This window comes from Flavobacteriales bacterium, from assembly GCA_026129465.1.
Taxonomy (GTDB): Bacteria; Bacteroidota; Bacteroidia; order Flavobacteriales_F; family PHOS-HE28; genus PHOS-HE28.
In genome coordinates this window covers 1,724,443-1,748,405 of the sequence record JAHCIA010000001.1, presented here as the reverse complement: position 1 = coordinate 1,748,405, position 23,963 = coordinate 1,724,443, and the positions used below count along the sequence as shown (strand labels likewise).

The 23,963-nt window shown below is 64.0% G+C and carries 20 protein-coding genes; 7 read left to right on the top strand and 13 right to left on the bottom strand.

The features are described from left to right. Positions 1–4: 4 nt before the first annotated feature. A complete protein-coding gene (locus KIT10_07425; protein ID MCW5899086.1) occupies positions 5–1,483 on the top strand; it encodes a hypothetical protein in 1,479 nt (492 codons plus the stop codon). Between the two features lie 5 nt (positions 1,484–1,488). On the opposite strand, the gene KIT10_07420 is transcribed toward KIT10_07425, so the two are convergent. The 5 genes from KIT10_07420 to KIT10_07400 are packed head-to-tail and all read right to left on the bottom strand — an operon-like array spanning position 1,489 to position 7,399. Beyond that, positions 1,489–1,905: a DUF2147 domain-containing protein gene (locus KIT10_07420; GenBank protein ID MCW5899085.1), complete on the bottom strand. Its 417-nt coding sequence runs from the start codon at positions 1,903–1,905 to the stop codon at positions 1,489–1,491. Between the two features lie 11 nt (positions 1,906–1,916). Then, positions 1,917–5,153, bottom strand: a complete 3,237-nt coding sequence (locus tag KIT10_07415; protein ID MCW5899084.1) for a M1 family metallopeptidase — start codon at positions 5,151–5,153, stop codon at positions 1,917–1,919. Positions 5,154–5,176: 23 nt separating this feature from the next. Further along, a complete protein-coding gene (locus tag KIT10_07410; protein ID MCW5899083.1) occupies positions 5,177–6,136 on the bottom strand; it encodes a YihY/virulence factor BrkB family protein in 960 nt (319 codons plus the stop codon). A 4-nt stretch (positions 6,137–6,140) separates the two neighbouring features. Then, on the bottom strand, positions 6,141–6,995 hold the full coding sequence (nadC, locus tag KIT10_07405) for a carboxylating nicotinate-nucleotide diphosphorylase (GenBank protein MCW5899082.1): 855 nt from the start codon (positions 6,993–6,995) through the stop codon (positions 6,141–6,143). Positions 6,996–7,000: 5 nt separating this feature from the next. Continuing rightward, positions 7,001–7,399, bottom strand: coding sequence for a DUF4783 domain-containing protein (locus KIT10_07400; protein ID MCW5899081.1), 399 nt, complete (start codon positions 7,397–7,399; stop codon positions 7,001–7,003). Between the two features lie 87 nt (positions 7,400–7,486). On the opposite strand from KIT10_07400, the gene KIT10_07395 reads away from it, so the two are divergent. After that, positions 7,487–7,948, top strand: coding sequence for a 23S rRNA (pseudouridine(1915)-N(3))-methyltransferase RlmH (locus KIT10_07395; GenBank protein ID MCW5899080.1), 462 nt, complete (start codon positions 7,487–7,489; stop codon positions 7,946–7,948). Here KIT10_07395 and KIT10_07390 read toward each other — a convergent pair. After that, a complete protein-coding gene (locus KIT10_07390) occupies positions 7,942–8,715 on the bottom strand; it encodes a class I SAM-dependent methyltransferase (GenBank protein ID MCW5899079.1) in 774 nt (257 codons plus the stop codon). The genes KIT10_07395 and KIT10_07390 overlap by 7 nt on opposite strands. Before the next feature lie 182 nt (positions 8,716–8,897). Here KIT10_07390 and KIT10_07385 point away from each other — a divergent pair, with 182 nt between their 5' ends. After that, positions 8,898–10,412, top strand: a complete 1,515-nt coding sequence (locus KIT10_07385) for a hypothetical protein (protein MCW5899078.1) — start codon at positions 8,898–8,900, stop codon at positions 10,410–10,412. Here KIT10_07385 and KIT10_07380 read toward each other — a convergent pair. The 6 genes from KIT10_07380 to KIT10_07355 form a co-directional block, all read right to left on the bottom strand. Next, a complete protein-coding gene (locus KIT10_07380; protein MCW5899077.1) occupies positions 10,409–12,427 on the bottom strand; it encodes a glycosyltransferase in 2,019 nt (672 codons plus the stop codon). The genes KIT10_07385 and KIT10_07380 overlap by 4 nt on opposite strands. After that, entirely contained in the window at positions 12,412–13,773 is a 1,362-nt protein-coding gene (locus KIT10_07375) for a hypothetical protein (GenBank protein MCW5899076.1), read from the bottom strand. Before KIT10_07375 ends, KIT10_07380 begins: the two co-directional genes overlap by 16 nt. 51 nt (positions 13,774–13,824) lie before the next feature. Then, positions 13,825–14,565, bottom strand: coding sequence for a methyltransferase domain-containing protein (locus tag KIT10_07370; protein ID MCW5899075.1), 741 nt, complete (start codon positions 14,563–14,565; stop codon positions 13,825–13,827). Positions 14,566–14,671: 106 nt separating this feature from the next. Further along, positions 14,672–15,853: a glycosyltransferase gene (locus KIT10_07365; GenBank protein ID MCW5899074.1), complete on the bottom strand. Its 1,182-nt coding sequence runs from the start codon at positions 15,851–15,853 to the stop codon at positions 14,672–14,674. Beyond that, the gene (locus KIT10_07360; protein ID MCW5899073.1) at positions 15,850–17,070 is read right to left on the bottom strand and encodes an ATP-binding cassette domain-containing protein; all 1,221 of its coding nucleotides are present in this window, start codon (positions 17,068–17,070) and stop codon (positions 15,850–15,852) included. The genes KIT10_07365 and KIT10_07360 overlap by 4 nt, the downstream gene beginning before the upstream one ends. A gap of 18 nt (positions 17,071–17,088) precedes the next feature. Continuing rightward, positions 17,089–17,922, bottom strand: coding sequence for an ABC transporter permease (locus KIT10_07355; protein MCW5899072.1), 834 nt, complete (start codon positions 17,920–17,922; stop codon positions 17,089–17,091). 71 nt (positions 17,923–17,993) lie between these two features. On the opposite strand from KIT10_07355, the gene rdgB reads away from it, so the two are divergent. Continuing rightward, the gene (gene rdgB / locus KIT10_07350) at positions 17,994–18,575 is read left to right on the top strand and encodes an RdgB/HAM1 family non-canonical purine NTP pyrophosphatase (GenBank protein ID MCW5899071.1); all 582 of its coding nucleotides are present in this window, start codon (positions 17,994–17,996) and stop codon (positions 18,573–18,575) included. Between the two features lie 82 nt (positions 18,576–18,657). Here the strand turns inward: rdgB and KIT10_07345 are convergent, their stop codons facing one another. After that, positions 18,658–19,653, bottom strand: coding sequence for a D-alanine--D-alanine ligase (locus KIT10_07345; protein ID MCW5899070.1), 996 nt, complete (start codon positions 19,651–19,653; stop codon positions 18,658–18,660). 122 nt (positions 19,654–19,775) lie between these two features. Between KIT10_07345 and KIT10_07340 the strand changes: the two genes are divergently transcribed. Genes KIT10_07340 through KIT10_07330 form a run of 3 tightly spaced genes read left to right on the top strand, consistent with a single transcriptional unit; the run spans position 19,776 to position 23,960 of the window. Continuing rightward, on the top strand, positions 19,776–20,612 hold the full coding sequence (locus KIT10_07340) for a PASTA domain-containing protein (protein ID MCW5899069.1): 837 nt from the start codon (positions 19,776–19,778) through the stop codon (positions 20,610–20,612). Continuing rightward, a complete protein-coding gene (locus tag KIT10_07335) occupies positions 20,596–22,869 on the top strand; it encodes a T9SS type A sorting domain-containing protein (protein ID MCW5899068.1) in 2,274 nt (757 codons plus the stop codon). The genes KIT10_07340 and KIT10_07335 overlap by 17 nt, the downstream gene beginning before the upstream one ends. Then, the gene (locus KIT10_07330; protein MCW5899067.1) at positions 22,869–23,960 is read left to right on the top strand and encodes an RluA family pseudouridine synthase; all 1,092 of its coding nucleotides are present in this window, start codon (positions 22,869–22,871) and stop codon (positions 23,958–23,960) included. The genes KIT10_07335 and KIT10_07330 overlap by 1 nt, the downstream gene beginning before the upstream one ends. The last annotated feature ends 3 nt before the right edge of the window (positions 23,961–23,963 follow it).

Sequence of the window (23,963 nt, the reverse complement as noted above, 5' to 3'; positions counted from 1 at the left end):
GCACATGGGTCCCATCGCCCGGCAGGCCATGACCAATACGGTGCTCACCTACATGGGCATCGGTCTGGGCTTCGTCAATGTGGTGCTGCTCTATCCCAAGGTGCTACAGCCGGACCAGTTCGGCCTGACACGGCTGCTGGTGGCCATGGTCACCATTGTGGCCCAGGTGGCGCAACTCGGTGCGGAGAACACCGTGATCCGATTCTTCCCCTACTTCCGCGATCCGTTGCGGCGGCACCGCGGCCTGCTGGGCATGCTGCTGCTTTTCGGCACGGCCACCGGCCTGGCCACCATGCTGGTGCTGGCCCTGCTGCACGGCACCTTCACGGAGATCTTCAATGACCGCGCCGGCCTGTGGGACCGGTATGGCTTGCTGTTGTTGCCGCTGGTCTTCGGCGAGATCTTCTTCATCCTGCTGCGCGCCTACAGCCGATCCTTGCGGCGAACGGTGCAGCCCACCTTCATCCGCGAGTTCCTGCTGCGCCTGCTGCAGATGCTGCTGATCCTCCATCAGGCCTGGCGCCCCATGGACTTCGGTGTTTTCATGGCGCTGTACACCGGTGTGTTCCTGCTGTGCACGCTGCTGCTCGTGGCCGATCTGTGGCGCTCAGGGCACTTCACCCCCGGGCTGAAGGAACGCTGGCTGCCGGGCCGCCTGCGCCGCAGCATGACCACCTACAGCGGCTTCACGCTCTCGGCGAGCCTGGCCGGCATCGTGCTCGGCAACATGGACCAGTTGATGATCGGCGCCCTGCTGGGCGAAGGTCTCAAGCAGGTGGCCTACTACTCGGTGGCCTTCTACTTCGGATCGGTGATCGCCGCACCGGGCCGCGCTTTGTACCAGGCCGCCATGCCCGCCGTGGCCGACGCCTGGAAGCGCCGCGACATGCCGGCATTGCGCAAGATCTACGTGCGCTCCTCACTCGTGCAGACCGTCGTCAGCGGCTTCCTCTTCCTGCTCATGTGGATGAGCATCGACGACCTCTTCACGCTGCTGCCCGCCGAGTATTCCGGGGCGGCGGGCGTGGCCTGGGTGGTGGGCCTGGCCTATCTGCTCAACAGCATGGTGGGGCTCAACATGGGCATCATTTCCATGTCACGCTCCTACCGCCTCGATGCGCTCTCCAGTTTCGCCTTGCTGGTGCTGAACGCGGTGGCGAACTTCTTCCTCGTGCGCAGCATGGGCATCATCGGCGCGGCCTGGGCCACGCTGCTGTCGCTTGTTCTCGTCAATGCCTTCCGCACCGGTTGGTTGCGCTGGCGCTATGGTCTCTGGCCTTTCGGCCTGCGCACCGTGGGGGCCCTCCTGCTCATCGCGGCCATCGCGCTGGTCTTACCCTGGATACCGCTCACCGGCCAGCCCCTGGTGGATATCGCCCTGCGCAGCGCCTTGATCGCCCTGGCCTACTGGCCCGTGGTACATGTGCTGGGGCTGGTCCCCGAACTGGGCCAGGTGGCCTCGCGTGTGCTGCGTCGAGGCTGAGGGCGTCACTTCACCTCCCGCACCCAGGTCTGCGTGCGGAAGAAGAAGGCCACATATCCACGCACTTTCAGCCTGCCATCCTCGATCCACAATTTGCAGTCGTAGATCTTGCCCGTCTCGGGATCCAGGATGGTGCCCTTGCCCCACTCCTTGCCGCTGCGCACCATGTCGCGGATGATCTCCAGTCCGGCAACGGGTTTGTTCCTGCGGTCGTCGGGGCATTTCTCGCAGAGCTTGTCGCGCTTCTCCTTTTCGTAGAGTTCCACGATGCGGCCACTGAGTCTGCCCTCGCGCTCGGTGATCTCCACTACGCTGCGGGGTTTGCCGGTGTTGTCATCAATGGTGGTCCAACGGCCCGTGACGGACTGTGCCAAGGCGGCACCGCACAGGAGGATCGCGGGAAGGAGTGAAAGGGAGCGCATGGGCGGGGTGTTCAGAAGGTTCGGCCTATGCCCACCACATAGCGGAAGGCGAGATGGTCGGCCTGGCCATCGGGGAGCGCGCTGAGGAGCAGCGGCATGTCGAAGCGGATCGTGAGCGGCTTGATGTCCACCAGCGGCCCGAACCGTTTGATGGTGAGCGCCACACCGGCGCCGGCATCGGCACGGGGCTGGGCCAGCCGCAATTGTTCGCGGCCATCCCGTTCCACGCGGTATCCCATCACGCCCACATCACCGAAGAGATACACGTCCATGTGGAGGTAGCGCGCCAGTTTGCCGGGCCGCCACTTCACCAGTCCGTCCAGATCGATCTCGCCACTGGCGCTGAGGCCTGTATTGCCCACGTAGGTGAGCACCACTTCGCCATCACCCGAGTTCTCGGGCGCCACATAGCCCGCATAGCCGCGCAGGCCCATGCCACCGGCGTGGTGGAAGTGGTTCACATCGGCGCCGTAGCCCAACCAGTCGTAGGGCACGAAGCCGATGCTGCGCACATACTTGTTCTCCATCATGTCCTCGGGCGATGCTCCTGCGAGGTAGAGCGCGCTCTCACGCGGCGTGGCGCCGGTGCCAAATTGTGCGAAACCGCGCGTGCGCACCTGGATGGGACCGAGGTCATTGTAGTTCACCGCTATGCCCCGCACCTGGGCATAGGCGTTGGCCGATCCCACCGAACTGTTTCGGGTCTCCAGCTTCAACGCGCCCTGTCCGAAGTCGTAGTTGTAACGGTGACGCAGGCTCAGGTCCACCGCACCATTGAGCTGGTCCAATTCCCAGTGCCCGGGATGGAGCAGGTAGGTCAGGTCGGTGCTGTCGCGCCGCAAGAAGTAGAGCACTTCGGCACGCACTTCGGTGCGTCCGTTCGGAAGTTCCCAGCGCCAGCCTGCGCCATAGCGTTGCAGGCCATCGAGCGCACGCGCATGCACGAACACATGCGAGCCCCGGAGGATCTTCTCGGTGCCATTCTCGTAGCGGAAGTTGAACGACATGGCGTCATAACCTGTGTCGGTATTGCCGGGAATGGAGTCGACCAGCAGGGATGGATTGTTGGGCGGCAGGTGCTGGCCCATGCCGGTGTTCACCCAGGCGCTCAGATGCACCTTGTGCTTGTGGCGCATGTAGGAGCCGTTCAAGTGTACACCCGCCTTCACGCCGTCGTAACCGTTCCACCAGAGGTCGGGCCGCACGAAACCTTCGTAGCCGCGGCGGTCCGGGCGGGTGGGCAGGTGGTGGTCGAAGGTGATGCTCAGCGGCGGGTGCAGGTGATCGTTCAGCTTGTAGGCGTCCGCCAGCCGGTTCGTGGGATCGATGGAGACCTGCTCGATGCCGGTGGGGATGTCCACTTGCACCACGTGATCGCGGCGCAGATCATCGAATCCGATCCAGCGTGGCAGCACTTTCGCGTCGGTCTTCTTCTCGAACCAGGTGTTGGGGATGTGGAAGTCGTGGATGCTGCCGTCCTTGGCGGTCACGCGCAGATCGATCGGCATCTGCATGCCACCCTTGCGGCGCAGGTGGATGTTCTGCCCGCCATCCCGGTTGCGGCGTGTCACCCGGCGTATGGCGTAGTCGATGCGTTTGTCCGTGCCGAGCCATTGGTCGAAGAACCAGTCGAGGTCCGTGCCGGCATGTTCGCTGAAACTGCGGCGCATGTCTTCCGGGTAGGGGTGGCAGGTCCGCCATTTGGCCACGTAGTGCCTCATGGCCGAGCGGAAGAGGGAGTCGCCCAGCGTGTACTGCAGGTTGTAGAGCATCACGGCGGTCTTGCTGTACACGTGGCCGTAGCCGCCATAACCTCGGCTGGTATAGTGTCCGAATTCGTCGCTGTGCGTGTCGATCGGCGGCACCCCGTCGCGTACGGCATCACGCTGGTAGCCGTAGTAGACCTCCTCTTCCCGGGCCAGTGCGGGTGGCAGGTAGCGTGCGGCGTATCGGCTCTTCGGCGTGTCGGTCACCATGGTATCGCCATCGATGCGTTCCAGTCCCCAGGCGGTGAGGAATTGTGTGAAACCCTCGTCGAGGAAAGCGCGGTAGGTCTCGTTGTTGCCGAGCATGCCATAGAACCAGTTGTGCCCCACCTCATGCACCAGCAGCCCGCGGTAGTCGGGGTCGCGGCCGCTGTCCAGCGTCAGCATCGGGTACTCCATGCCGTCACGGGCATCGGCCACCACCATCTTGGGGTAGGCGTACATGCCGAAGTCCTCGCTGAAGACGCGGATGATGTCCGCGGTGTAGCTGGCGGCGTTCTGCCATCCGCTGGCATGCGGCTCCTGCACCACGGCCACGCACAGCACGCCGTTCCATTCCGCCTCACCGATGCGGTAGGTGGGGTCGGCGGTGAAGGCGAAGTCGTGCACGTTCTCGGCGTGGTACTTCCACACCCTGCGCTGCGTGGGGTCGGGCTCGATCACCACCGAGGGTTTCTCGTTCCAGGGCTTGTCCTTGAAGTTGGAGATGTCCAGCCTGGCACGCAGATCGGCGGGCAGCGCTTCATCGCGGTTCTGCAGCCAGCCGGTCGCTTCCACGATGTAGTGGTGCGGAAGGTCGAGCTCCACGTCGAAGGTGCCGAAGTTGCCATAGAACTCCTGGCCAAGGTGTTGGTCCGTGTCCCAGCCTTTGCGCCGGTCGTACACGGCGATCCGTGGATACCAGTGCACGCCATCGTAGTGCTTTTGGCCCCACGCGTTGAACAGTTTCATGCGGCGCGGCAGCCCCATGGCCCAGTGGGTGGTGAAACCGCATTCGAAGGTCACGGTACCACCGGGCGGAAGTGGGCGCGGCAGCCAGGCCTTCATCACGGTGTTGTCCTGTTCGGTACGCACCGGTGCGCCTTCCGCCGTGAGCGACTCCACCCTTGTGCCCGCGTAGGGCATGTTCCGGTACCGCCGCATGTTCTCTCCGCTGGCGGTCATCCGCTCCTCCAGGTGTGAGCCGTTCACGTAGGCTTCCTGGTAAAGATGGAAGAACACGAAGGGCAGCGTGTCCGGCGAATTGTTGTGGTAGTGCAGGGTCATCCTGCCTTCCAGCAGATCGCGTTCGTCATCGATCCGCGCGCTGATCAGGTGGTGCACATCCTGCTGCCAATAGCCGGGGTGTGGCGGCCTGTTGCGCCAGTACTCGGGATTGTCGGCGTTGCGGTAGGTGTTGGGCGGATGTTTGGCGTCGAACCGCTGGCCCATGGAAAATGTGGCAGGCAGCAGGAGGATCAGGACCGGAAGTGTGCGCATCATGGTCGCCCCGAAGGTATCCCGGCTCAGGCCATCCGCCGCCGCCGCAATTCCAACCGTTCGCTGTGCTTGAAACGCGCCCGGGTGATGCTGATGTTGAGCTCGTAGCCGATCAGCAACACGATCATGTTCAGGTAGATCCACAACTGCACCGCCAGGATGGCCCCGATGCTGCCGTAGAGCGCGTTGTAGTTGGTGATGTTGCTGAAGAAGAAGGCCAGGGCCTGCGACACCAGCAGGATGAGGGCCACCGCCAGGATGCTGCCCGGGGTGAACACGCGGAAACGTTTGGTGTGCGGATCACCCACGTTGTAGAGCAGCGACACGGCGAAGATCACCAGCATGATGGAGACGAGCCACTTGGCGGCGAACAGGGCGAACACCTGAAGCTCGCCGGTGAACACGCCCAGCTCGTTCACCCAGCGGATGATGATGCCGCTGAGGGTGAGCACCGGCACGGCCAGCACGGCCAGCAGGGTGAGCGCGAAAAGCAGGCCCAGGCTCAGCAGCCGCTGTTTCATGGCGCTGTGCCAGCCCCCCAGGTTGGTGCTTCCGCTGAAGCCCTGCAGGATGGCGTCGATGCTGTTGCTGGCGAAGTACAGGCCAAGGAAGAAGCTCACCGAAAGCAGGGTGCCATGCTTCTTCACCACCAGGTCCTCCAGCGTCCCTTCGATGAAGCGGAACACCTCCAGGGGCATCATCTGCTCAAAGGTGTCCAGCAGGCGGTCCTGGAAATCGGCGATGGGCACGTAGGGGATCAGCGTGAGCAGCACGATCACCGCCGGGAAGAAGGCGAGAAAGAGCTTGAAGGAGATGGCCGAGGCCCTGGTGATCAGGTGGCCCTGGGTGAGCGCGGAGAAGAAGAATCGCGAGATCTCCAGGATGCTGAAGCCCTCGAAGCCCGGGGGCGTGATGCGGCGCGACCAGCCAAGCAGGCGGCGGAAAGGCCGCGAGTAGAGCACCTTCCGCTTTATCCGCTCCACCATGGTCCTACAGGGCTTTGAGGCTCAGGTCCAGCGCCACGGCGCTGTGGGTGATGGCACCCGTGGAGATGTGGCCCACACCCGTGGCGGCAAAGGTGTGCACGTTCTCCAGCGTGATGCCGCCGGAGGCCTCCGTGGGTACCCGGCCCGCGATCAGCTTCACCGCCTTGCGCAGAAGTTCAGGTTCGAAATTGTCCAGCAGGATGCGCGAGGCGCCACCCGCCTCGAGCACCTGTTCCACCTCCTTGAGGTCGCGCGTTTCCACCACGATCGGCAGATCAAGGCCCTCTTTGGCCAGGTAGGCTTTCACTGCGGCCATGGCCTTGCTGATGCCACCGGCCATGTCCGCATGGTTGTCCTTGATCATCACCATGTCGAAGAGCCCCATGCGGTGGTTCATGCCGCCACCGATACGCACGGCCCATTTTTCCACCGCACGCAGACCGGGGGTGGTCTTGCGCGTGTCCAGCACCTGGCAACCGGTGCCCTCCACGGCATCCACGAAACGGCGTGTGAGCGTGGCGATGCCGCTCATGCGCTGCATGAAATTGAGCAGGGTGCGTTCGGCGATGAGGATGCCACGTGCCGGCCCCATCACGGTGAAGGCCATGTCACCGGCCTTCACATGGGCGCCGTCGGTCAGATAGGCCTTCATCTTGAGCGCGGGATCCACCTTGGCCAGCACGGCGGCGGCGATCTCCACCCCGGCGAGCAGGCCATCCTGTTTCACCACCAGGCGGGCCGCGCCGCGCGCTTCGGGTGGTATCGTCGCGAAAGTGGTGTGGTCCTTCCAGATCGCTGGTGCGCCGCCGAGGTCCTCGGCCAATGCCCTGTCGATCGCTTCCTCGGCTCCTGGGGGCAGCACGGTCAGAAGTCGTTCTTGCTGCTCTCGATGCGGAGCTGTTTCACCTGATGCTCGGTCTCGGTGCGCTTCAGGAAGAAGGTCACCCGGAAATAGCCGGTGCGTGTGCGCAGGATGCCGATGAAGTACTGGTCGCCGAACTTGCTCACGCCGCTGTGCTCGATCACCAGGTCCACGGGCGGATGGTCGTTGAAGAACTTCCTCAGGATCTGTTCCGCCTGGGCCTTGCTGTAGACGTCGGAATTGTCCTTGACGGTGAGGTCGATGTTGGGGATGAAGTGGGCCGCCAACTCGCGGGAGTTGCCCTGCTTCATGGCCTCCACCACCTTGTCCTTCACGGCTTCCTGGGCCATGGCAAAAGGCGCCGTGGCCAGCAGGAGGATCGGGAATACCAAGCGTTTCATCCGGGTCTTCATGGGTCGCGCGGAGGGGTCAAATACCGAGCCAAGTTGGTGAATGTCCGGCTGGCTTCCAACACCGTCCTTTGCGCCATGAGGATCAGGCTGTTGATGGTGGGCCGCACGGAGCGGGGACCAGTGGCCCAGGGGGTGGCGGAGTATCTGGGCCGGCTGAAGCGAATGGTGCCGGTGGAGGAGGTGGTGGTGCCTGATGCGGGCACCGGGGATGAAGCGCACCAGCGTCGTGTGGAATGCGCGCGTCTGCTGGCCGCCTTGTCGCCCCATGAGCGTGTGGTGGTCTTGGACGAGCGGGGCAGCCTGCTGGACAGCCGTTCCTTCGCCGGCAGATTGGGTGCCTGGCGCGACAGCGGCGTGCGCCAGTTGACCTTCGTGATCGGTGGTGCCTATGGCCTGGACGACCCCGTTCGGCAGCGCGCCGATCTGGTCCTGGCCCTCTCGCCCATGACCTTCACCCACCAGATGGTGCGGGTGATACTCGCCGAGCAGCTCTACCGGGCGCTCACCATCCTCCATGGCCGGCCTTACCATCACTGAGGCCGCACCATGCGCAGCTTGATGGTGTCCCCCCTGCGGGTGATGTCCAGCAGGAAGTTGATGCCGGACTTCATGATCCGCAGCAGGAGGTTGCCCTCGATGCGTGCACGCAGGCGCTGGTCATCATTGCCCATGTCGGTATTGTCCTGCGCCACTCCGGTACGGCTCGCGCGCACGCGCATCACGCTGATGCCCGTGGTGGATATCCTCCCCCGGGGAAGGTCGGCGCCGCGCATGAGGATCCGCAGGGTGCGCGGTGTGAAGTAGTTGAGGTGCTCCGGGTAGTTCACCACCGTCCATGTGGCACCGGCCAACCATCGGCTCAGTGCGTTGAAGTTGGGCGTGGTGATGTAGAGCAGGCCGCCGGGCCGCAACAGATGGTGGAAATGGCGCGCCTCACGCGCCGGATCGACGAGATGCTCCAGCACCTCGAAGCTGGTGATCACATCGAACATGCCGGGCCGGTAGTTGGCCGGATCGAGCGCACCCTGCTCCATGTGCAGCCCCCGCGCGCGGCAGGCTTCCACCACGCCAGGGTCATACTCGGTACCATGCGCGGTCCAGCCGCGTTCCCGGGCCACGTCCAGGAAGAAGCCGCTGCCGGCCCCCACATCGAGCAGCTGTCCGGTGCGCCTGAAGGACGCGAAGCCGTCCAGCAACTGGTGGTAGCGCTTACGTGTGAGCGGGGGGAGCTCGGTACGCACCGGATAGGTGGCGTACATCTCGTCGAGTTCCTGCTCGGTGGGGGTGCGACCGGCGTACACCATGCCACAGTTCCGGCATCGGAGGAGATGATGGCCGCTGAAACGGGGCAACGCCACGCCGCCCGCCTGGCCGCAAACTGGACACCGGCGGCCGGGTCGCTCCATGGCGGCGAAGATAGATGGGAGCTGAGGCCTTGCCGTAGTCCTCGGAATGCCCGGCTATCTTTGGAAGGCGCTTTCCAACGATGTATTTCAGCGATTCGCAGAGCCCGGTCAACATCGCCATCTGGGAGTACTTCGTGCTGTTCCTGATGCTGGCCGCCGTGGGGCTCTGGCATGCCCGGGAGAAGAACGCGAACATCAAGCGATATCCCGAGTACCGCTACTACCTCTGGGGTCTGTACATCAAGATGATCGGGGCGGCGCTGTTCTCGCTCACCTACGTGTACTACTACGCCAATGGTGACACCATCAGCTACTTCCTGTCCAGCGTGCCGCTGGCGAAGCTTTTTTGGGAGGACCCCATCCTTTACGCGCAGGCGTTGGTCATGGAGAACAGCGTGGAGAACCGGTCCGCGTTGTTCACCCTGCGCACCGGGTATCCCATGTCCTACATCTACTTCGACAGCAGGTCCTATCTCCTGGTGCGCCTCATCAGTCCCTTCACCATCATCACTTTCCAGAGCTACCTGCTGTGCGCTGTGGCGGTAAGCGTGCTGGCCTATGGTGGGGTGTGGCGGCTGTACCGCACCCTGGTCCGGTATTATCCCAAGCTGCAATGGCAGTTGGCCGTGGCCGTGCTCTTCCTGCCCTCCTCGGTGTTCTGGGGTTCGGGCATCCTCAAGGACACTTTCACTTTCACGGCGTTGTGCTGGTACGTCTACGCGCTGGACCGCGTGTTCATGCTCAGGCAGGGAGGTTTCACAAGCTGGGTGAACATGGTCGTGGCGTCCATCATCCTCCTGGGTCTGAAGCCCTACATCTTCATGACCATCTTCCCAGCAAGTCTGCTCTGGGTGCTCTATCAGCGCGTGGCCAATATCCGCAATGCGCTGGTGCGTGTGATGTTCCTGCCGGTGGCCATGGTCCTGCTGGTGGTGGGGACGATCATCACGCTGGAGAGTCTCGGTGACCGCCTGAGCAAGTTCTCCCTGGACAAGGCCCTGGACACCGTGGTGCTCAACCAGAAGGACATGAAGCGGAGCGAGCATTACGGTGAGAATTTCTTCGACCTTGGCGACATTGAGCCCACCTGGGAAAGCGTGCTGTCGAAATTTCCGCAGGCCACCTTCGCGGGCCTGTTCCGGCCCATGATCGTGGAAAGCAACAACGTGGTGATGTTCCTGGCCGGGTTGGAGAACACTTTCCTGCTCCTGCTGGCGCTGTACATCCTGTACCGGTCGCGGCTCGTCTTCTTCTTCACGCTGCTGCTGAGGAACCCGTTGTTGCAGATGTGCTACTTCTTCGCGGTGGGCTACGCCTTCATGATCGCCATCACCACGCCCAACTTCGGCGCCATGGTGCGGTTCAAGATCCCCTTGCTGCCTTTCTTCGTCGCGGCCATGTTCATCACCGCGCACATCCTGGACCGCCGGCGTGCCGCTCTGGCGGGGGGCGGGCGCTTCGACTTCGAGAGTTTCGTGGACGGGGATCCGGACCGGAAGACCGGCAGGCCCATGGCGCGGAAGGAACACCCGGGAGGGAGGGGCGCGCGCGGCATGCGAGGACCCATCCTGGCGGCACAAGGCGCCATGCGCTAAAGGATGCGCTGGTAGACCTCCTCGGCGATACGCACGGATTTGTAGCGCTCCGCCAACCGTGTGATGGATGCCCGATAGTCCGGTTCGCGCATGATGCGCTTGATGGTGGCGAAGGCCTCATCGAGGCCCGAGAGGTCGGTGCCGTAGACCGCACCGCCGATGCCCTTGCGCATGAGCAGATGCTCGTCCGCCACGCCGTCCGTCATCAGGATCGGCAATCCGCTGGCCCAGTACTCGCCGTTCTTGATGGGACACTGGTAGCGCTTGATGGGCGCTGGTTTGATGGGGCTGAAGGCGAGGTCCGCCGCCGACAGATGCGCCGGCACCTCGGTGTGCGCGGCCACGCTCACATGGAAGCGATCGGCGGGAATGCCCGCTTCGGCGGCACGCGCCTCTATCACCGTGGGATCCATGGGTGAAAGCACCACCAGATGCAGGTCAGGAAAATGCTTGAACGCCTCCTTGAACATGTGGAAGGCTTCCCGGTCGAAATAGAGTCCGCCGAATTTGCCCACGTAGACACCCACCGTGGCGTCGGCGGGAATGCCGAGCCTCTGCCTTACGGCGGCCCGATCCTCAGGCTGGAAGCGAAAGCGTTCCAGATCGGTGATGGAGGGTATCACATGCACACGCCAGGGGTCCTGGCCTTCGCGCACCAGGTCGCGCGCATGGTTCCAGGTGACGGTGATGATGTTGCTGGCGTGGTGCAGCTGCACGCGCTCCATGTGGTCGGCGAAGAGGAAGCGCAGGCCCCGCTTGGGCCATACCCCGCACTCCACCATGTAGGTGGCGTGGGGTTCGAATGATTCCACGTTGTACGGCACGCCCGTACGACGATGCACGAAGTGCGCGATGGCGCCCGCCATGGAGGCTTTGGCCATGATCAGGTCTATACCCTCGCGCCGTACCAGGCGGGATATGGTGCCGATCGACCTCAGGTAGAGATCCACCTTGGAAAGGAGGAACCACCATTTGAAGCGGGGCAGGACCGCCACATGTTCCACTTTGGGGATGGCCAGGTCCACATCGGGCAGGAAATCACTGGTGGTCTCCATGGTCACCAGATGGATGTCCTTGATGGAGGGCCGGTCGGAGAGGATCCGCAGGTAGGGGAAGATGGCCGCTGCGGTGAGTGGTTCGCGCAGGCTCCAATAGCTCAGGAATAGCACACGCTGCACCGGCCTTTTGGGCAATGCCACCGGCATGCGGCGGAACCAGGCTCGCATGGCGCGCCAAGGCCGGCCCACTTTCAGGTAGCCGCGCATCATCACCCTGCGGATCTTGCGCCGCATCAGGCCGAGGTCCCCTTCGGAAGGCTTGGGCTCCAGGTGCTGCGCGAAACGGAACAAGGCCTGGTATCCGCGATCCAGGCCGTCCAGGTCGGACATGGCCGATCCATGCCCCCGTCGGTAAAGCAGCACGGGCCGCTCCGTGGACCCGTAGACGCCATCGCGCGCGATGCTCAGGTAGAAGGCCAGGTCCTCGGCGTGGCGCATATGCTCCGGGAAGCGCCTGTCGCCGATGATCTCCCTGCGGATCATCCAGGTGGGGCCAAAGAAGCACGACCCACTCAGGCGCATCAGTTCGCCGAAGGGCGCACCGCGGAAGGTGGGCCGGTACAAGGGCGTCGCATCGGGTCGCTCATCTTCCAGGGGAAGCACGACGCCATCGACGAACGAGGTTCCCGGCTCCTCATCCAAAACCTTGGCGCGCGCCGCCAGACTCCCGGCTGGAAGGCGGTCGTCCGCATCCAGAAAACAGATGTATCTGCCTCGCGCGAAGCCGAGTCCCGCATTGCGAGCGGCACTCACACCACCGTTCTCCTCATGCAACACATGTATCCGCAGATCGGTGTAGCGGGCGATCGCCTCGCGCGTGTCGTCGGTGCTTCCATCGTTGACGATGATGAGTTCCCAGTCAGACGTGTCCTGGGCCAGCACCGAGGCGATGGCTTCGCTGATGTAGCGGCCCGCGTTGTAGGCGGGCATGATGATGCTGATCAGGGGCGCTTCCATGCCGGATCGGTCCGGGCCGCGAAGATGTCACGGATGAACTTGACCCAGGCCAACATGCGGTTCTCCCAGTCCAATTCGGTCAGTTTGTCCTCCAGCGGCTCATGGGCGATCGCTTCGCCGGCCTCCTTGTTACCACAGGCCTGCGCCAGCATATCGGCGAGCACCGTGGCATCGCCCGCGACGCGGCCGGTGCGCGTCTCAGCGAGCATGGCGCCCAATTCATCCTGGCCGGACCCGGCCTGTATGATGGGTCTGCCGGAGCGCATGTACTCCAGGAATTTGATCGGTACGATGCCGCGCTTGCCTTTGAAGGCCACGTGCAGGAGCAGGTCCGCCGAGCGTTGCAGGGCCAGGGTCTCTTCGCGGCCCGCACGCCCCATGATGCGCAACAGGCCGGTGCGTTCGCCGCAGGCGCGCAAAGCTTCCAGCAGTTGTTCATCCTCCGTTCTCGCGCCCCAGAGCTCGACCAGCAAACGGGGGGGCCGCCCGGGTGAAGCCCGGTGGAGCCTGTCCAATGCGCCGATGACGATGTTCCACTCCTGTTCATGGTACAAGCGTCCGGTATGCACCACGCGCAGGTGGCCGTGGGCCGTGACCTCGCCGGCCGGGCCAGGGTCGGCGCCATTCATCACCACTTGCGCGGGTCTTCCGGCGATCACGCGCTTGGCGTTCTCCATGAGGCCATGCGTGGCGAAAGTGAAGCCGTGCGCGTTGGCTGTGAAACGCCGCTCCAGAGCCTCCATGTGCCGCCGCTTCAACCAGCCTGAGAGGCCGCTTCCGTACCAGGTCACCGTGCGAAGTCCCACTTCCGGGTTCCACACGTTCCAGGGGTCGCGATGATCGGGCAGGTACACCGCATGCCAGCGCTTGGCCAGGCGGTGCCCGAATTCCAGCATGGACCAGCATGGGCCCGTGGCCACCACAATGGGGCTTCGGCCCAGGCGGCGCTCCACCACCTCCTCGTCGAGATCCATGCGCGAGGCGAGATCCAAAGGCAGGAAGAGAAAGGCCAGGGTGCGCACCACCGCATGGGATGCCTTCCCTTCCCACGACCAGAATGCATGGGCCAGCAATCGTTGCAAGGGGCCAAGTCCGCGCGGCATCCGGGTCATGGGAAGACGCAATACCTCGATACCTTCCAGGTCCGCGGCCCAGGGATCGGTTCCCTTCAGGTCCATGGTGAGCACACTGGTCCTGTGGCCCGCGTCGCGAAGGGCCTTGGCCAGATGGTAGGGGCGACGGGCGCCTGTATGATTGGCCGGTGGAAAGGCCTGGCAGACGATCAGCACTGCCGGAAGGGGGCCATCAGCTCCGCCAACGACCAGATCGCCGTTCGCATCAACCATGCGGGGAAGATCGCTTGGGCGGGTGAACGTTCCGTTGCGCCAGGGTGGCCATCAGCGTTTGCGGAAGATGTTGACGACGAACATGCCCTCCACATGGGAGGTGATCTCGGCCTCCGCGCGGAGGAGTTCGTCCATGTCCACCGTGGTATCGCGGTCACTCACGAGGAACTCGCCCCGGGGGCCGAGTCGGAAATTCCATTGGTGCATGCCCACGAAATCGGCGCCAGTGGCCACGTTCACTTCGTGCCGCAGATACACGTGGCAGCCGGGCTTCACCAGCCCCAGCATATTGCGGATGGCCTTCACGGGATCGTAGGCGTGGTCTAGGCAATTGTTCGCATGTGCCAGATGGAAGCTGTCCGGTGCGAAGTGCTTGTCCAACTCCTCGGCGTCGCAGGCGATGGGCGGCACTGGTGGCACCACGCCGTGTTTGCGGCAAAGGCGCATGTACGCCTCGGCCAGCGGGTCGGTGGCGATGAGCGAGATGTGCTTGCCGGGCATGGTCTTCCCCACGCGCGATAGCGGCCCTGAACCCACATCGAGGATCTGGACCTTCTCCTCCCGCACATGGGCGAGCAAAGCGCAAAAGGTGTCCTGCAGTGGCGCTGCCGGATCGGTGCGGAAGCGGCCTTCTTCGGTAGGCGCCTGGCCCTTGACCGGGGCGTAGTTGGCAGCGATGTATCGGTCCCAGAAGGCGAGTTCATCGCGCATGCCGATCCGCCAGCTCCAGCGGTGGGGAAGAGGTACATGCTTGGAGAAGCGCAGCAGGGCCTTGGTCAGCAGGTCGGTCATGGGCGATGAGAGATGGGCGCATGGCCCTGTGGGCAGGCCCCGGACGCAGGCTTGGGGTGCCTCGCAAATGTAGCCGGGCGTATTGAGCTGGCTCCGGCCCGGTGGTTCAATGGCCCAGCAGGCGGGCCACCACCTCGCGCAGCAGGTCCGCGCCACGTTCCGCGGAGAGCTCCCGCGCCGCGGCGTTGGCCGCCGCCTTGTGCCGCATGATCCTTCCTGCATCCAGTGCGCGGATCGCTTCCAGCACGGCTTCCATGGAATGCCCGTTGGCCACTGGTCCCAGATCGTGTTTCCGCACGAGATCCGCCATGGCCGGATTCGGTGTCACCACCACCGCGAGGCGTGCCTGCACGAACTCGAACAGCTTGTTCGGCAGCGCGTACCGGTGGTTGAAGGTGTCCGCGTGCAGGTGGTGCACGCCGATGTCGAAGGCGTTGATGGCGCGCGCGATGTCGTCCGGTGCGATGCTGGGATGCAGATGCACATGGTCCCTTGTCGCGCACAATGCGGCGATGCGTTCGCCATAGGCCGCGTTGCGCGCGGGTCGCAGGAAGAGGTGGAGCTCATGCGTATCGCGCAGCGCATCCATCATTTCCACCAGTTCCGCGATGCGGCGTTGGGGCGAGGCCATGCCGTGGTGGACGAGCTTGATCCGGCGCGGATCGGTGGTCACAGGTGAGAGTTCTTCATAGGGCACCGCATTGGTGAGCACCGCAGGCCGGATACCCGTGAGTTCCAGGTAGGCCTCCGCGATGCCCTCGCTCACCGTGAAGCAGGCGTCGGCCAGCGGCATGTATCGCTTGCACAGGTATTCCCATATGGGCTGGTGTTCCCGCATCCATTCCGGATCGTTCTCGTGCTGACGCGGACTGAACTCGTGCGCATCGAAGACCACCTTGGCGCGTCCATCAGCGAGGCGTATGGCCAAGGGCAAGGCGTCCAGATCATTGGCGATGATGAGAGCCGGCCGCAGATGACGGATCATACGCCAGGCGGCGCGGCGATGGCCCTCCCAATATGCGGCCTCGGGGTCGCGCAGCACATGGCGCGTGATGTAGCGCCTGGCGTGCATGCCAGCGGAGACCATTTTGCGCAGCAAGGGCGGAAGACCCAGATGGTGGTCCTCCCAGGGCAATGTCCAATGCAGCTTCCCTTCGCGGCCATCGGCGCCGAGCGCTGCGGTCCCCACCGTGTACCTGTCGCACAGCGCACCGATCTGGCGCCGCACACGTGCATCGGTGGCCAGGTTCGAGAAGCTGATCACCAGGATGTCCATCGCCGGGATCATGCCCCGATGCGCCATTCCAGCTTCGGTCTGATCACCCCGCCCAGCTTGCGGTCCGAAGGCGGGTGTGTGGATGAGGCCATGTCGTCCAGCACCTCCAGGCTCATGATGTTCTCCGCCAGCTGGTGCGCCTTGTAGGGCAGCCAGGTCACCAGCCACAGGGTGAGGTAGTAGGTGTCGGCGTTCAGCAGGTCGGCGGGCAGCCAAACGCTGGTGCGGTAGCGGCCCGGCGCGTTGCCCAGCGGCGTGGTGATGCCGGGGTAGGAGGTGAGTACCTGTTCGCCCTGCGAGTTGAATAGGAGCACCACGGGTTGTGGCTTGAAGCCGTCACGCAGCACCTCGTGTTCGATCTCCAGGCCGAAGGGCATGGTGACCTTGGCATGCTGGATGGTGCGTCCCTCCCGGTCCACCCAGCGTGCATGGCGGAAGCGGGCCTCGTGGCCGATGTTCATCGGCAGCTGGCCCAGGTCCATCTCCCCGTGCGCGGCCTCGTCGTTGCGGCTCAGGTATCGTCGGGTCACTTCGGCGGTATCTCCGATGTGGTCCACGCGGCCATGGTCCAGCAGGATGCATTTGTCGCAGAGGCTGTTCACCGCGGCCATGTTGTGGCTCACGAAGAGCACGGTGCGGCCACTGGTGGCCACGTCCTTCATCTTGCCCAGGCACTTGCGCTGGAATTCCACGTCGCCCACGGCGAGCACCTCGTCGATGATGAGCACCTCGGGTTCCAGGTGCGCCGCCACGGCGAATGCGAGCCGAACGGTCTGCCCGCTGCTGTAGTGCTTCACGGGCGTGTCGATGAATTGCTCCACGCCGGAGAAGGCGACGATCTCATCGAATTTGCGCTTCACCTCCGCGCGGCGCATGCCCAGGATGGTGCCGTTGAGATAGATGTTCTCCCGCCCGCTCAGTTCACCATGGAAACCGGTGCCCACCTCCAGCAAGGAACTCATGCGGCCTTCCACGGTGAAGCGGCCCTCGGAGGGGAAGGTGATGCGCGAGAGGATCTTCAGCAAGGTGCTCTTCCCCGCGCCGTTGCGGCCGATGATGCCGAGGCTCTGTCCTTCGTCCACGCTGAAGGAGATGTCGCGAAGTGCCCAGAAAGGCTCACTGGGCCGGGCCAGCATGCGCCGGATATTGGCGAGCACGCCCGCACGCAGGTCCAGGGTGCCGTCCCCTTGCAGGCGATAGCGCTTGCCCAGGCCTTCCACGGTGATCATCCGACTCATGGCTCAGCCTCAGACCAGATCGGCGACCTGCCGTTCCATCACACGGAAATAGACGAGACCCGTGACGAAAAGCACGACGGCCGAGGCGATGCTCAACAGGCACATGCCGCCGGGATCGCCCACGCCCAGCAGTGCCCAGCGGTAACCTTCGATCATGCCCGCCATGGGGTTGAGGAAATAGAGCACCTGGGCCCATTTCGGGATGGACCCCATGATGGCCTCGGCGGGATAGGCCACCGGTGTAACGAAGAGTCCGAACTGGATCATGAAGGGCACCACATGCTGCAGGTCGCGGAAGCGGATGCTGAGGGCGCTGACCCAGATGCCCACGCCCACCGCCGAGGCCATGATGCCCAGCAGATACAGGAAGGCCAGTGCCAGCCCCCAATGCGGTGCGATGCCGTGGTGGATGAAGAGCACCACCATCACCAGCAGCGCCACGGCCAGGTCCACCAGGCCCACGGTGGCCTTGCTGAGCGGAATGATGAGGCGGGGGAACCAGATCTTGCGCACGATCTCCTGCGCACCGATGATCGAGCCGCCGGATTCCTTCAGGACGAAGGCGAAATAGGTCCATGCCGAAACACCGGTGATGGCGAAGAGCGGATAAGGCAGGCCCCCGGTGTCCACCTGCACCGCACGGCCGAAGATGAGGGTGAGGATGAGCAGCGTGGCCAGCGGCTGGAAGAAAGCCCACAGCAGGCCCAGTGCCGTCTGGGCGTAGCGCACACGCAGGTCGCGGTAGGAGAGGGTGAGGAAGAGGTCGCGGTGGTGGACGAGTTCCCGCAGGTCGGGTATCCATCGCCAGGCCTTGGCGTCCACTTCGATCCGCATGCGCGTCATCGCTGAAACTCCGGTGTGGCGCGGGTCGCCGATCGCTCCGGGGTGGGCGAAAGTACGATCTTTCGCCGCCCATGGAACCACTGCTGCTCTGCACCGGCAACGCCGGCAAACGCGATGAACTGATGGCCCTGTTGCCTTCGGGCACCACGGTGCTCGCGCTTGCCGATGCGGGCCTGCATGTGGAATTGCCTGAAACGGGCGACACGCTCGAAGCCAACGCGCTGGAAAAGGCGCGCTACGCCTTCGAACGCACCGGCATGCCTTGTGTGGCCGACGATACCGGACTCGAGGTGGATGCCCTTGGCGGCGCGCCCGGGGTGTACAGCGCGCGATATGCGGGGCCGGAGCGGGATGCTGACCGCAACGTGGCGCGCCTGCTGCGGGAAATGGAGGGTGTGACGGATCGCAGGGCACGCTTCCGCACGGCGATCGCCTTCGTGCACCGGCATGGCGAGGAGTTGTTCCACGGTGTGGTGGAGGGAAGCATCACCATGGCGCCACGCGGCCGGGGAGGATTCGGCTACGATCCTGTCTTTGTGCCGGAAGGCTTGGACAGCACCTTCGCCGAGATGAGCACCGACCAGAAGAACAGAACAAGTCACCGGGCAAGGGCGATGGCCGGTCTGGTGGAGCGCTTGTCGAAGCATGGCTGAAGGGCCGCGTCGCCAGTGCTGTCGCATGCGTGGATCCCGCCGATGATCCTGGCGTCAAGGATCTTCGGCGAAGAAGGGCGGTTCAGCGCGTCAGCATCCGGTGCACCAGCCCATTGATCGCCTGCTCCACACCGATGTCCGCCGCACGCAGCATCTTGGGGAAGATGCTCGCCTCGCTGAAGCCCGGCACCGTATTGAGTTCGATGGTCACCAAGGCGGCATCGCCGCTGGCGGCAGGATCCCAGAAGTGGTCCACGCGGACCAGACCGCGGCAATCCAATGCGCGGTAGATGGCTGCGGAGCGTCGCTGCACCAGGTCCGCCACATCATCCGGGATCGGTGCCGGCACGAGTTCTTCGGTATCGGCCGCATGGTACTTCGCTTCATAATCGAAGAACTCGCGTGTGGTGCGCACCTCGCAGATGGGCAGGGCCATGGGTCCATCGGGTCCCTCCATCACGCCACAGGTGAGTTCGCGCCCATGCACGGCGGCTTCCACCAGCACTGTGGCGCATTCGGAGAAGGCCTTGTCCAAAGCCGCCCGCAACTCGCCGGGCGCCTTCACCTTGGACACGCCCAGACTGCTGCCGCTCTGGTCGGGCTTCACGAAACAGGGATAACCCAGCGTGGCCACACGTTCCGCATGGCCGGCATCGCCGTTCATCAGGAGCACCGAAGGCGCCACCGGGAATCCACGCTGGCCGAGCAGACCGGTGGTGGCCGACTTGCTGAAGGTGAGCGCCATGTTCAGCACGCCACCGGTCTGGTAGGGCACGCCCAGCATGTCCAGATAGCCCTGCAATTTGCCGTCCTCGCCCGGTGTGCCGTGGATGGCGATCAGCGCTGCGACGAAGCGTTCGGGTCCCTGGCCGCGGTCCACGGCGAAGGCTCCACGGTCGAACGGCAGGGGGCTTTCTTCCAGGTCGGCGCAGGCCCATGCCCCTTGGGTGATGGTGACGAAGAGAGGCTCGAAGCGTGTGCGGTCGATGGCCTGCGCCATGTTCACGGCGCTCTGGTGGCTGATGACCGATTCGCCGGAATACCCGCCACGGACGACGGCGACAAGGGGGCGTGACATGGTGGTGTTGGCGGGCAAAGATGCGGGCGGGCCCGGCGCTCCGCAAACCTCGCCGCGCGGTGGGCATGCCGCCTATCTTCGCCGCGCCCCGCCCAAGGCCCATCAGGCCCAAGGCACCCACCATGTCCGGCAAACGTCTCCTCCGCCTGGCGCTGCCCCTGGTCCTGCTGGTCCTGCTGCTGGGTGCCGGTTGGATGTGGCTGCGCTCCTACACGCGGCATGAGGTCAGCGTGCGTGTTCCCGACCTTAGAGCGTTGTCCTTGGAGGAGGCCACGGATATCCTGGCGCGGCGCGACCTGCAATTGATGGTCATCGATTCGGTGCACACCGACGACCGGCCCAAGGGCAGCGTGGTGGACCAGGACCCCGCTGCGGGACGCGATGTGAAACCCGGCCGCAAGGTGTACGTGGTGATGAACGCCAACCAGCCGAAGATGATCGACATGCCCCGGCTGGTGGACCTATCCAAGCGGCAGGCACTTTCGATCCTGGACATCCTGGGCCTGAAGGTGAAGGAACTCCAGTACAAGCCGGATCCCTGCACGGATTGTGTCATCGCCCAACTCTACAAAGGCGAACCGATCGAGCCGGACACGCGCATCCGCAAGGGTGAATCCATCACGCTGGTGCTGGGCAGTGGCGAAAAGGGCGGCCGGGTCCCCGTACCCGACCTGCGCGGCCTTACGCACGCCGAGGTGGGCATGGTGCTGAACATGGCCTCCCTGAACCTGGGTGTGGTGGTGGACTGCGAGGGCTGCAATACCCCCGGCGATTCCGCGTTGGCGAGGGTGCGCCGCCAATCACCGGTGGCCGATGCCAGCAACCGGATCGCCTATGGCAGCATGATCGACATCTGGCTCACGGCCGACACCACCGGGCTGCGGCCCACACCGGGCTGGGACGACCCCGATCGCTACCGCGAAACAGAGGAAGAGGAAGATGATGAAGAGAACCAGTAACACCCTCACGGCCTTCGGATTCTTCTGTGCCCAGGCCGGCGTGTTCGCCCAGCAAGGGGGCGAAGTGCTCATGCCGCTCACCATGCGGCCGGTGCCCGAAGCACTGGAAGCACTCCGGAAGTCCGGCGGCAAGGAATACTTCATCTACCAGAACCTGCCACAGACGCTGCCCATCGTGGACGACTTCTCCGTGGACCGCACCCGCAAGCGCTGGGCGAAGCCGGACGACCCGGGCGTCACCCTGCAGGAGACCATCTACCGGCTGGCCGTGGATGGCGTTTCCACGCCTGACATGGCCTTCGCCAACGACACCACCTTCCGCTTCATCGTGGACCAGTCGGATCCCGACACCATCATCTTCTCCAGCGAGGCATTGCCTTCCGTGCAGCTCACCGTGCGGAACCTGTCGGTCTATCCCCCCACGGAGAACATCGTCACCGCCTGGCCGCCCTACAACATCATCGATTCGCTCCAGGTGCCCCCGGCCGACACGCTCTGGATCATTTCCCCGCCGTGGACGCAGGATTCCCTTCTGGTGTACCTCGTGCCTCCGGTGCCCGACACCTACAACACGGGCGGCAACATCGGCCCCTTGATCCTGTGGGAGGACGATGATGTCTTCGTGAATGGCAACTATCCCGTGAACCCGCCCACCGTGGGTGTGGCCACCTTCGACGGCCTCGCGCGCAATGGGCTGCCCTACGAAGCCGGCAATTACCTGGCCTATGGCGTGGCCGACAAGCTCACCTCAGTGCCCATCGACATGTTCCACCCGGCGAGCGATTCCATCTACCTGAGCTTCTTCGTGCAACCGCAGGGCCTCAGCGGCGACAATCAATCCCAACCGCAGGACAGCCTGGTGCTGGAATTCTTCGCCCCGCAGGAGAACCTCTGGTACAAGGTGTGGAGCCGCCCGCACAGCATCCTCATCCCCTTCCAGCAGGTGATGATCCCGATCAAGGAGTTCCGTTACCTGCAGAACGGCTTCCGCATGCGCTTCAAGAACTACGCGACCCTGAGCGGCGCATTCGACCACTGGCACCTGGATTATGTGCGCCTGGCCGCCAACCGCACCCAAAGCGACACCACGCTCACCGACGTGGCGTGGATGGTGCCCGCTTCCACACTGCTGGAGACATACACCTCGGTGCCCTTCAACAAGTTCAGCCAGTCGCCGGGCTCGTACATGGCGCAATCGGTGACGACCCTCCAGCGCAACCTGGACGATGACGACCGCTTCGTCACCTGGCGCATGCAGGCCGGGCTGGACGAAGGCCCGGTGCTTTTCGATCCGCCGAGCTACGGGAACAACACCAGCAACAACGCATACACCATCTTCCCCAGCGTTCACCCGATCAACAGCGCACCGAACAACTTCACCTACGACACCTCGCTCAGTGAGGACGCCGCGTTCTGGCGTGTGCGGTTCATCACCAACACCACGCCCGATGTGAACCGCTACAACGACACGATCACCTTCGTGCAGGAACTGAGCAACTACTACAGCTATGATGATGGCAGCGCCGAGGCGGGCTACAGTCTGAACATCGCCGGTGCGCAACTCGCCCACCGATTCGACATCGTGGGCGGCGATTCGCTGCGCGCCATCCGCATGTACTTCCTGCCCATGGCCAACCCACCGCCGGACCAGCAGCCCACGCAGGGCTCCTTCCTCATCACCGTGTGGAAGCAGTTGACGCCGGAACCGGTGATCATCCACCAGAACTTCTCCTTCTCATCGCCGGAGTACCGTGACCACGGCCACGACAAGTTCGTGGAGTATCCGCTGGATTCCACCATCTGGGTGGACGGTACGTTCTACATAGGCTGGACGCAGACGAACAACGTGAAGATGAACCTGGGCTTCGACAAGAACCGCAACAACAACAACAAGATCTTCTTCCGCACCGGGCTCAACTGGCAGATCACCGTCCACGAAGGATCATTGATGATGCGGCCCGTGTTCGTCTCCGCGGTGGATCCCTTCCTTGGTGTGGAGGAGCCGGTGGTGATGGGGGATGAGCTCCTCGTATACCCGAATCCCGCCACGGAGAGCTTCCAATTGAGCCTGCCCGAAACGCATGGCGGCGAGCGTGTGCAATGCCTGGACGCCACGGGGCGGCTGGTGCTGGAGCAGGCGTGGAGCCCCGGACAGCCGGTGTCCACGGACGCCATGGCCAACGGCCTGCATCTGGTGCGCGTGCTGGACCATGCGGGACTGCCACTGGGCCAGGCACGATTGCTCATCCTGCGCTGATGGCGGAGGATGCGATCGACATTGCGCAGGATGAGCAGGAGCTCTATGAGCACCACCGCATCGTCTGCGATCCCAAGCAGTCGCTGATCAGGCTGGACAAGTTCCTGTTCGACAGGTTGCCGAACACCTCTCGCAACCGCATACAGACCGCGGCCAAGGCGGGCAACGTGCTGGTGAACGGCAAGGCCGCCAAGCCCAGCTTGAAGGTGAAGCCCGGGGACGAGATCAGCATCGTATTGCCCTACCCGCAGCGCGAAGTGGAGCTGCTGCCGGAGGATATCCCGCTGGACATCCTGTTCGAGGACGAGCACCTGATCGTGTTGGACAAGCCCGCCGGCCTGGTGGTGCATCCGGGCCATGGCAATTGGACCGGCACCCTGGTGAACGCGCTGCTCTTCCACTTCGGCAAGCTGCCTGCTGTGCCTGGCGCGGAGATCCCCAGGCCTGGGCTTGTGCACCGCCTGGACAAGGACACCAGTGGTGTGATGGTGGTGGGCAAGACCGAGGAGGCGCTCACGCATCTGGCGCGCCAGTTCTTCCAGCGCACCAGTGACCGGCGCTACCTGGCGTTGGTCTGGGGCGACTTCGCCGAGGATGAGGGCGTGATCGAGGGGAATATCGGCCGCAGCCAGAAGGACCGCACGGTGATGTTCGTCTATCCCGAAGGCGACCAAGGCAAAACGGCGGTGACGCGATGGCGGGTGGTGGAACGCTTCCGCTATGTGACACTGGTGGAATGCAAGTTGGAGACCGGCCGCACCCACCAGATCCGCGTTCACATGCAGTGGACGGGACATCCGCTTTTCAATGACGCGGCCTATGGTGGGGACCGCATCCTGAAGGGCACCACCTTCACCAGGTACCGCCAGTTCGTGGAGAACTGCTTCCGCCTGCTGCCGCGCCAGGCGCTGCATGCACGTACGCTCAGTATCGATCATCCCGCCAGCGGCCAGCGCATGCACTTTGAAAGCGGGCTCCCCCCGGATATGCGGGCGGTCCTGGAGAAGTGGCGGACCTATACGGGTGCCAAGCCGCTGGACGATGACGATGAGGAGCCGCTGGACAAGGAAGCGTTGAACAACCTCCGCTGATCC

Bases quoted from the DNA above. Each gene is read 5' to 3' on its own strand.
- KIT10_07385 (MCW5899078.1), top strand. From the start codon at position 8,898: ATGTATTTCAGCGATTCGCAGAGCCCGGTCAACATCGCCATCTGGGAG.
- KIT10_07360 (MCW5899073.1), bottom strand. From the start codon at position 17,070: ATGATCACCGTGGAAGGCCTGGGCAAGCGCTATCGCCTGCAAGGGGAC.
- KIT10_07400 (MCW5899081.1), bottom strand. From the start codon at position 7,399: ATGAAACGCTTGGTATTCCCGATCCTCCTGCTGGCCACGGCGCCTTTT.
- KIT10_07410 (MCW5899083.1), bottom strand. From the start codon at position 6,136: ATGGTGGAGCGGATAAAGCGGAAGGTGCTCTACTCGCGGCCTTTCCGC.
- KIT10_07365 (MCW5899074.1), bottom strand. From the start codon at position 15,853: ATGATCCCGGCGATGGACATCCTGGTGATCAGCTTCTCGAACCTGGCC.
- KIT10_07355 (MCW5899072.1), bottom strand. From the start codon at position 17,922: ATGACGCGCATGCGGATCGAAGTGGACGCCAAGGCCTGGCGATGGATA.
- KIT10_07380 (MCW5899077.1), bottom strand. From the start codon at position 12,427: ATGGAAGCGCCCCTGATCAGCATCATCATGCCCGCCTACAACGCGGGC.
- KIT10_07425 (MCW5899086.1), top strand. From the start codon at position 5: ATGGGTCCCATCGCCCGGCAGGCCATGACCAATACGGTGCTCACCTAC.
- KIT10_07415 (MCW5899084.1), bottom strand. From the start codon at position 5,153: ATGATGCGCACACTTCCGGTCCTGATCCTCCTGCTGCCTGCCACATTT.
- KIT10_07335 (MCW5899068.1), top strand. From the start codon at position 20,596: ATGAAGAGAACCAGTAACACCCTCACGGCCTTCGGATTCTTCTGTGCC.
- KIT10_07390 (MCW5899079.1), bottom strand. From the start codon at position 8,715: ATGGTGTACGCCGGTCGCACCCCCACCGAGCAGGAACTCGACGAGATG.
- KIT10_07345 (MCW5899070.1), bottom strand. From the start codon at position 19,653: ATGTCACGCCCCCTTGTCGCCGTCGTCCGTGGCGGGTATTCCGGCGAA.
- KIT10_07375 (MCW5899076.1), bottom strand. From the start codon at position 13,773: ATGGTTGATGCGAACGGCGATCTGGTCGTTGGCGGAGCTGATGGCCCC.
- KIT10_07420 (MCW5899085.1), bottom strand. From the start codon at position 1,905: ATGCGCTCCCTTTCACTCCTTCCCGCGATCCTCCTGTGCGGTGCCGCC.
- rdgB (MCW5899071.1), top strand. From the start codon at position 17,994: ATGGAACCACTGCTGCTCTGCACCGGCAACGCCGGCAAACGCGATGAA.
- KIT10_07330 (MCW5899067.1), top strand. From the start codon at position 22,869: ATGGCGGAGGATGCGATCGACATTGCGCAGGATGAGCAGGAGCTCTAT.
- KIT10_07395 (MCW5899080.1), top strand. From the start codon at position 7,487: ATGAGGATCAGGCTGTTGATGGTGGGCCGCACGGAGCGGGGACCAGTG.
- KIT10_07340 (MCW5899069.1), top strand. From the start codon at position 19,776: ATGTCCGGCAAACGTCTCCTCCGCCTGGCGCTGCCCCTGGTCCTGCTG.
- KIT10_07370 (MCW5899075.1), bottom strand. From the start codon at position 14,565: ATGACCGACCTGCTGACCAAGGCCCTGCTGCGCTTCTCCAAGCATGTA.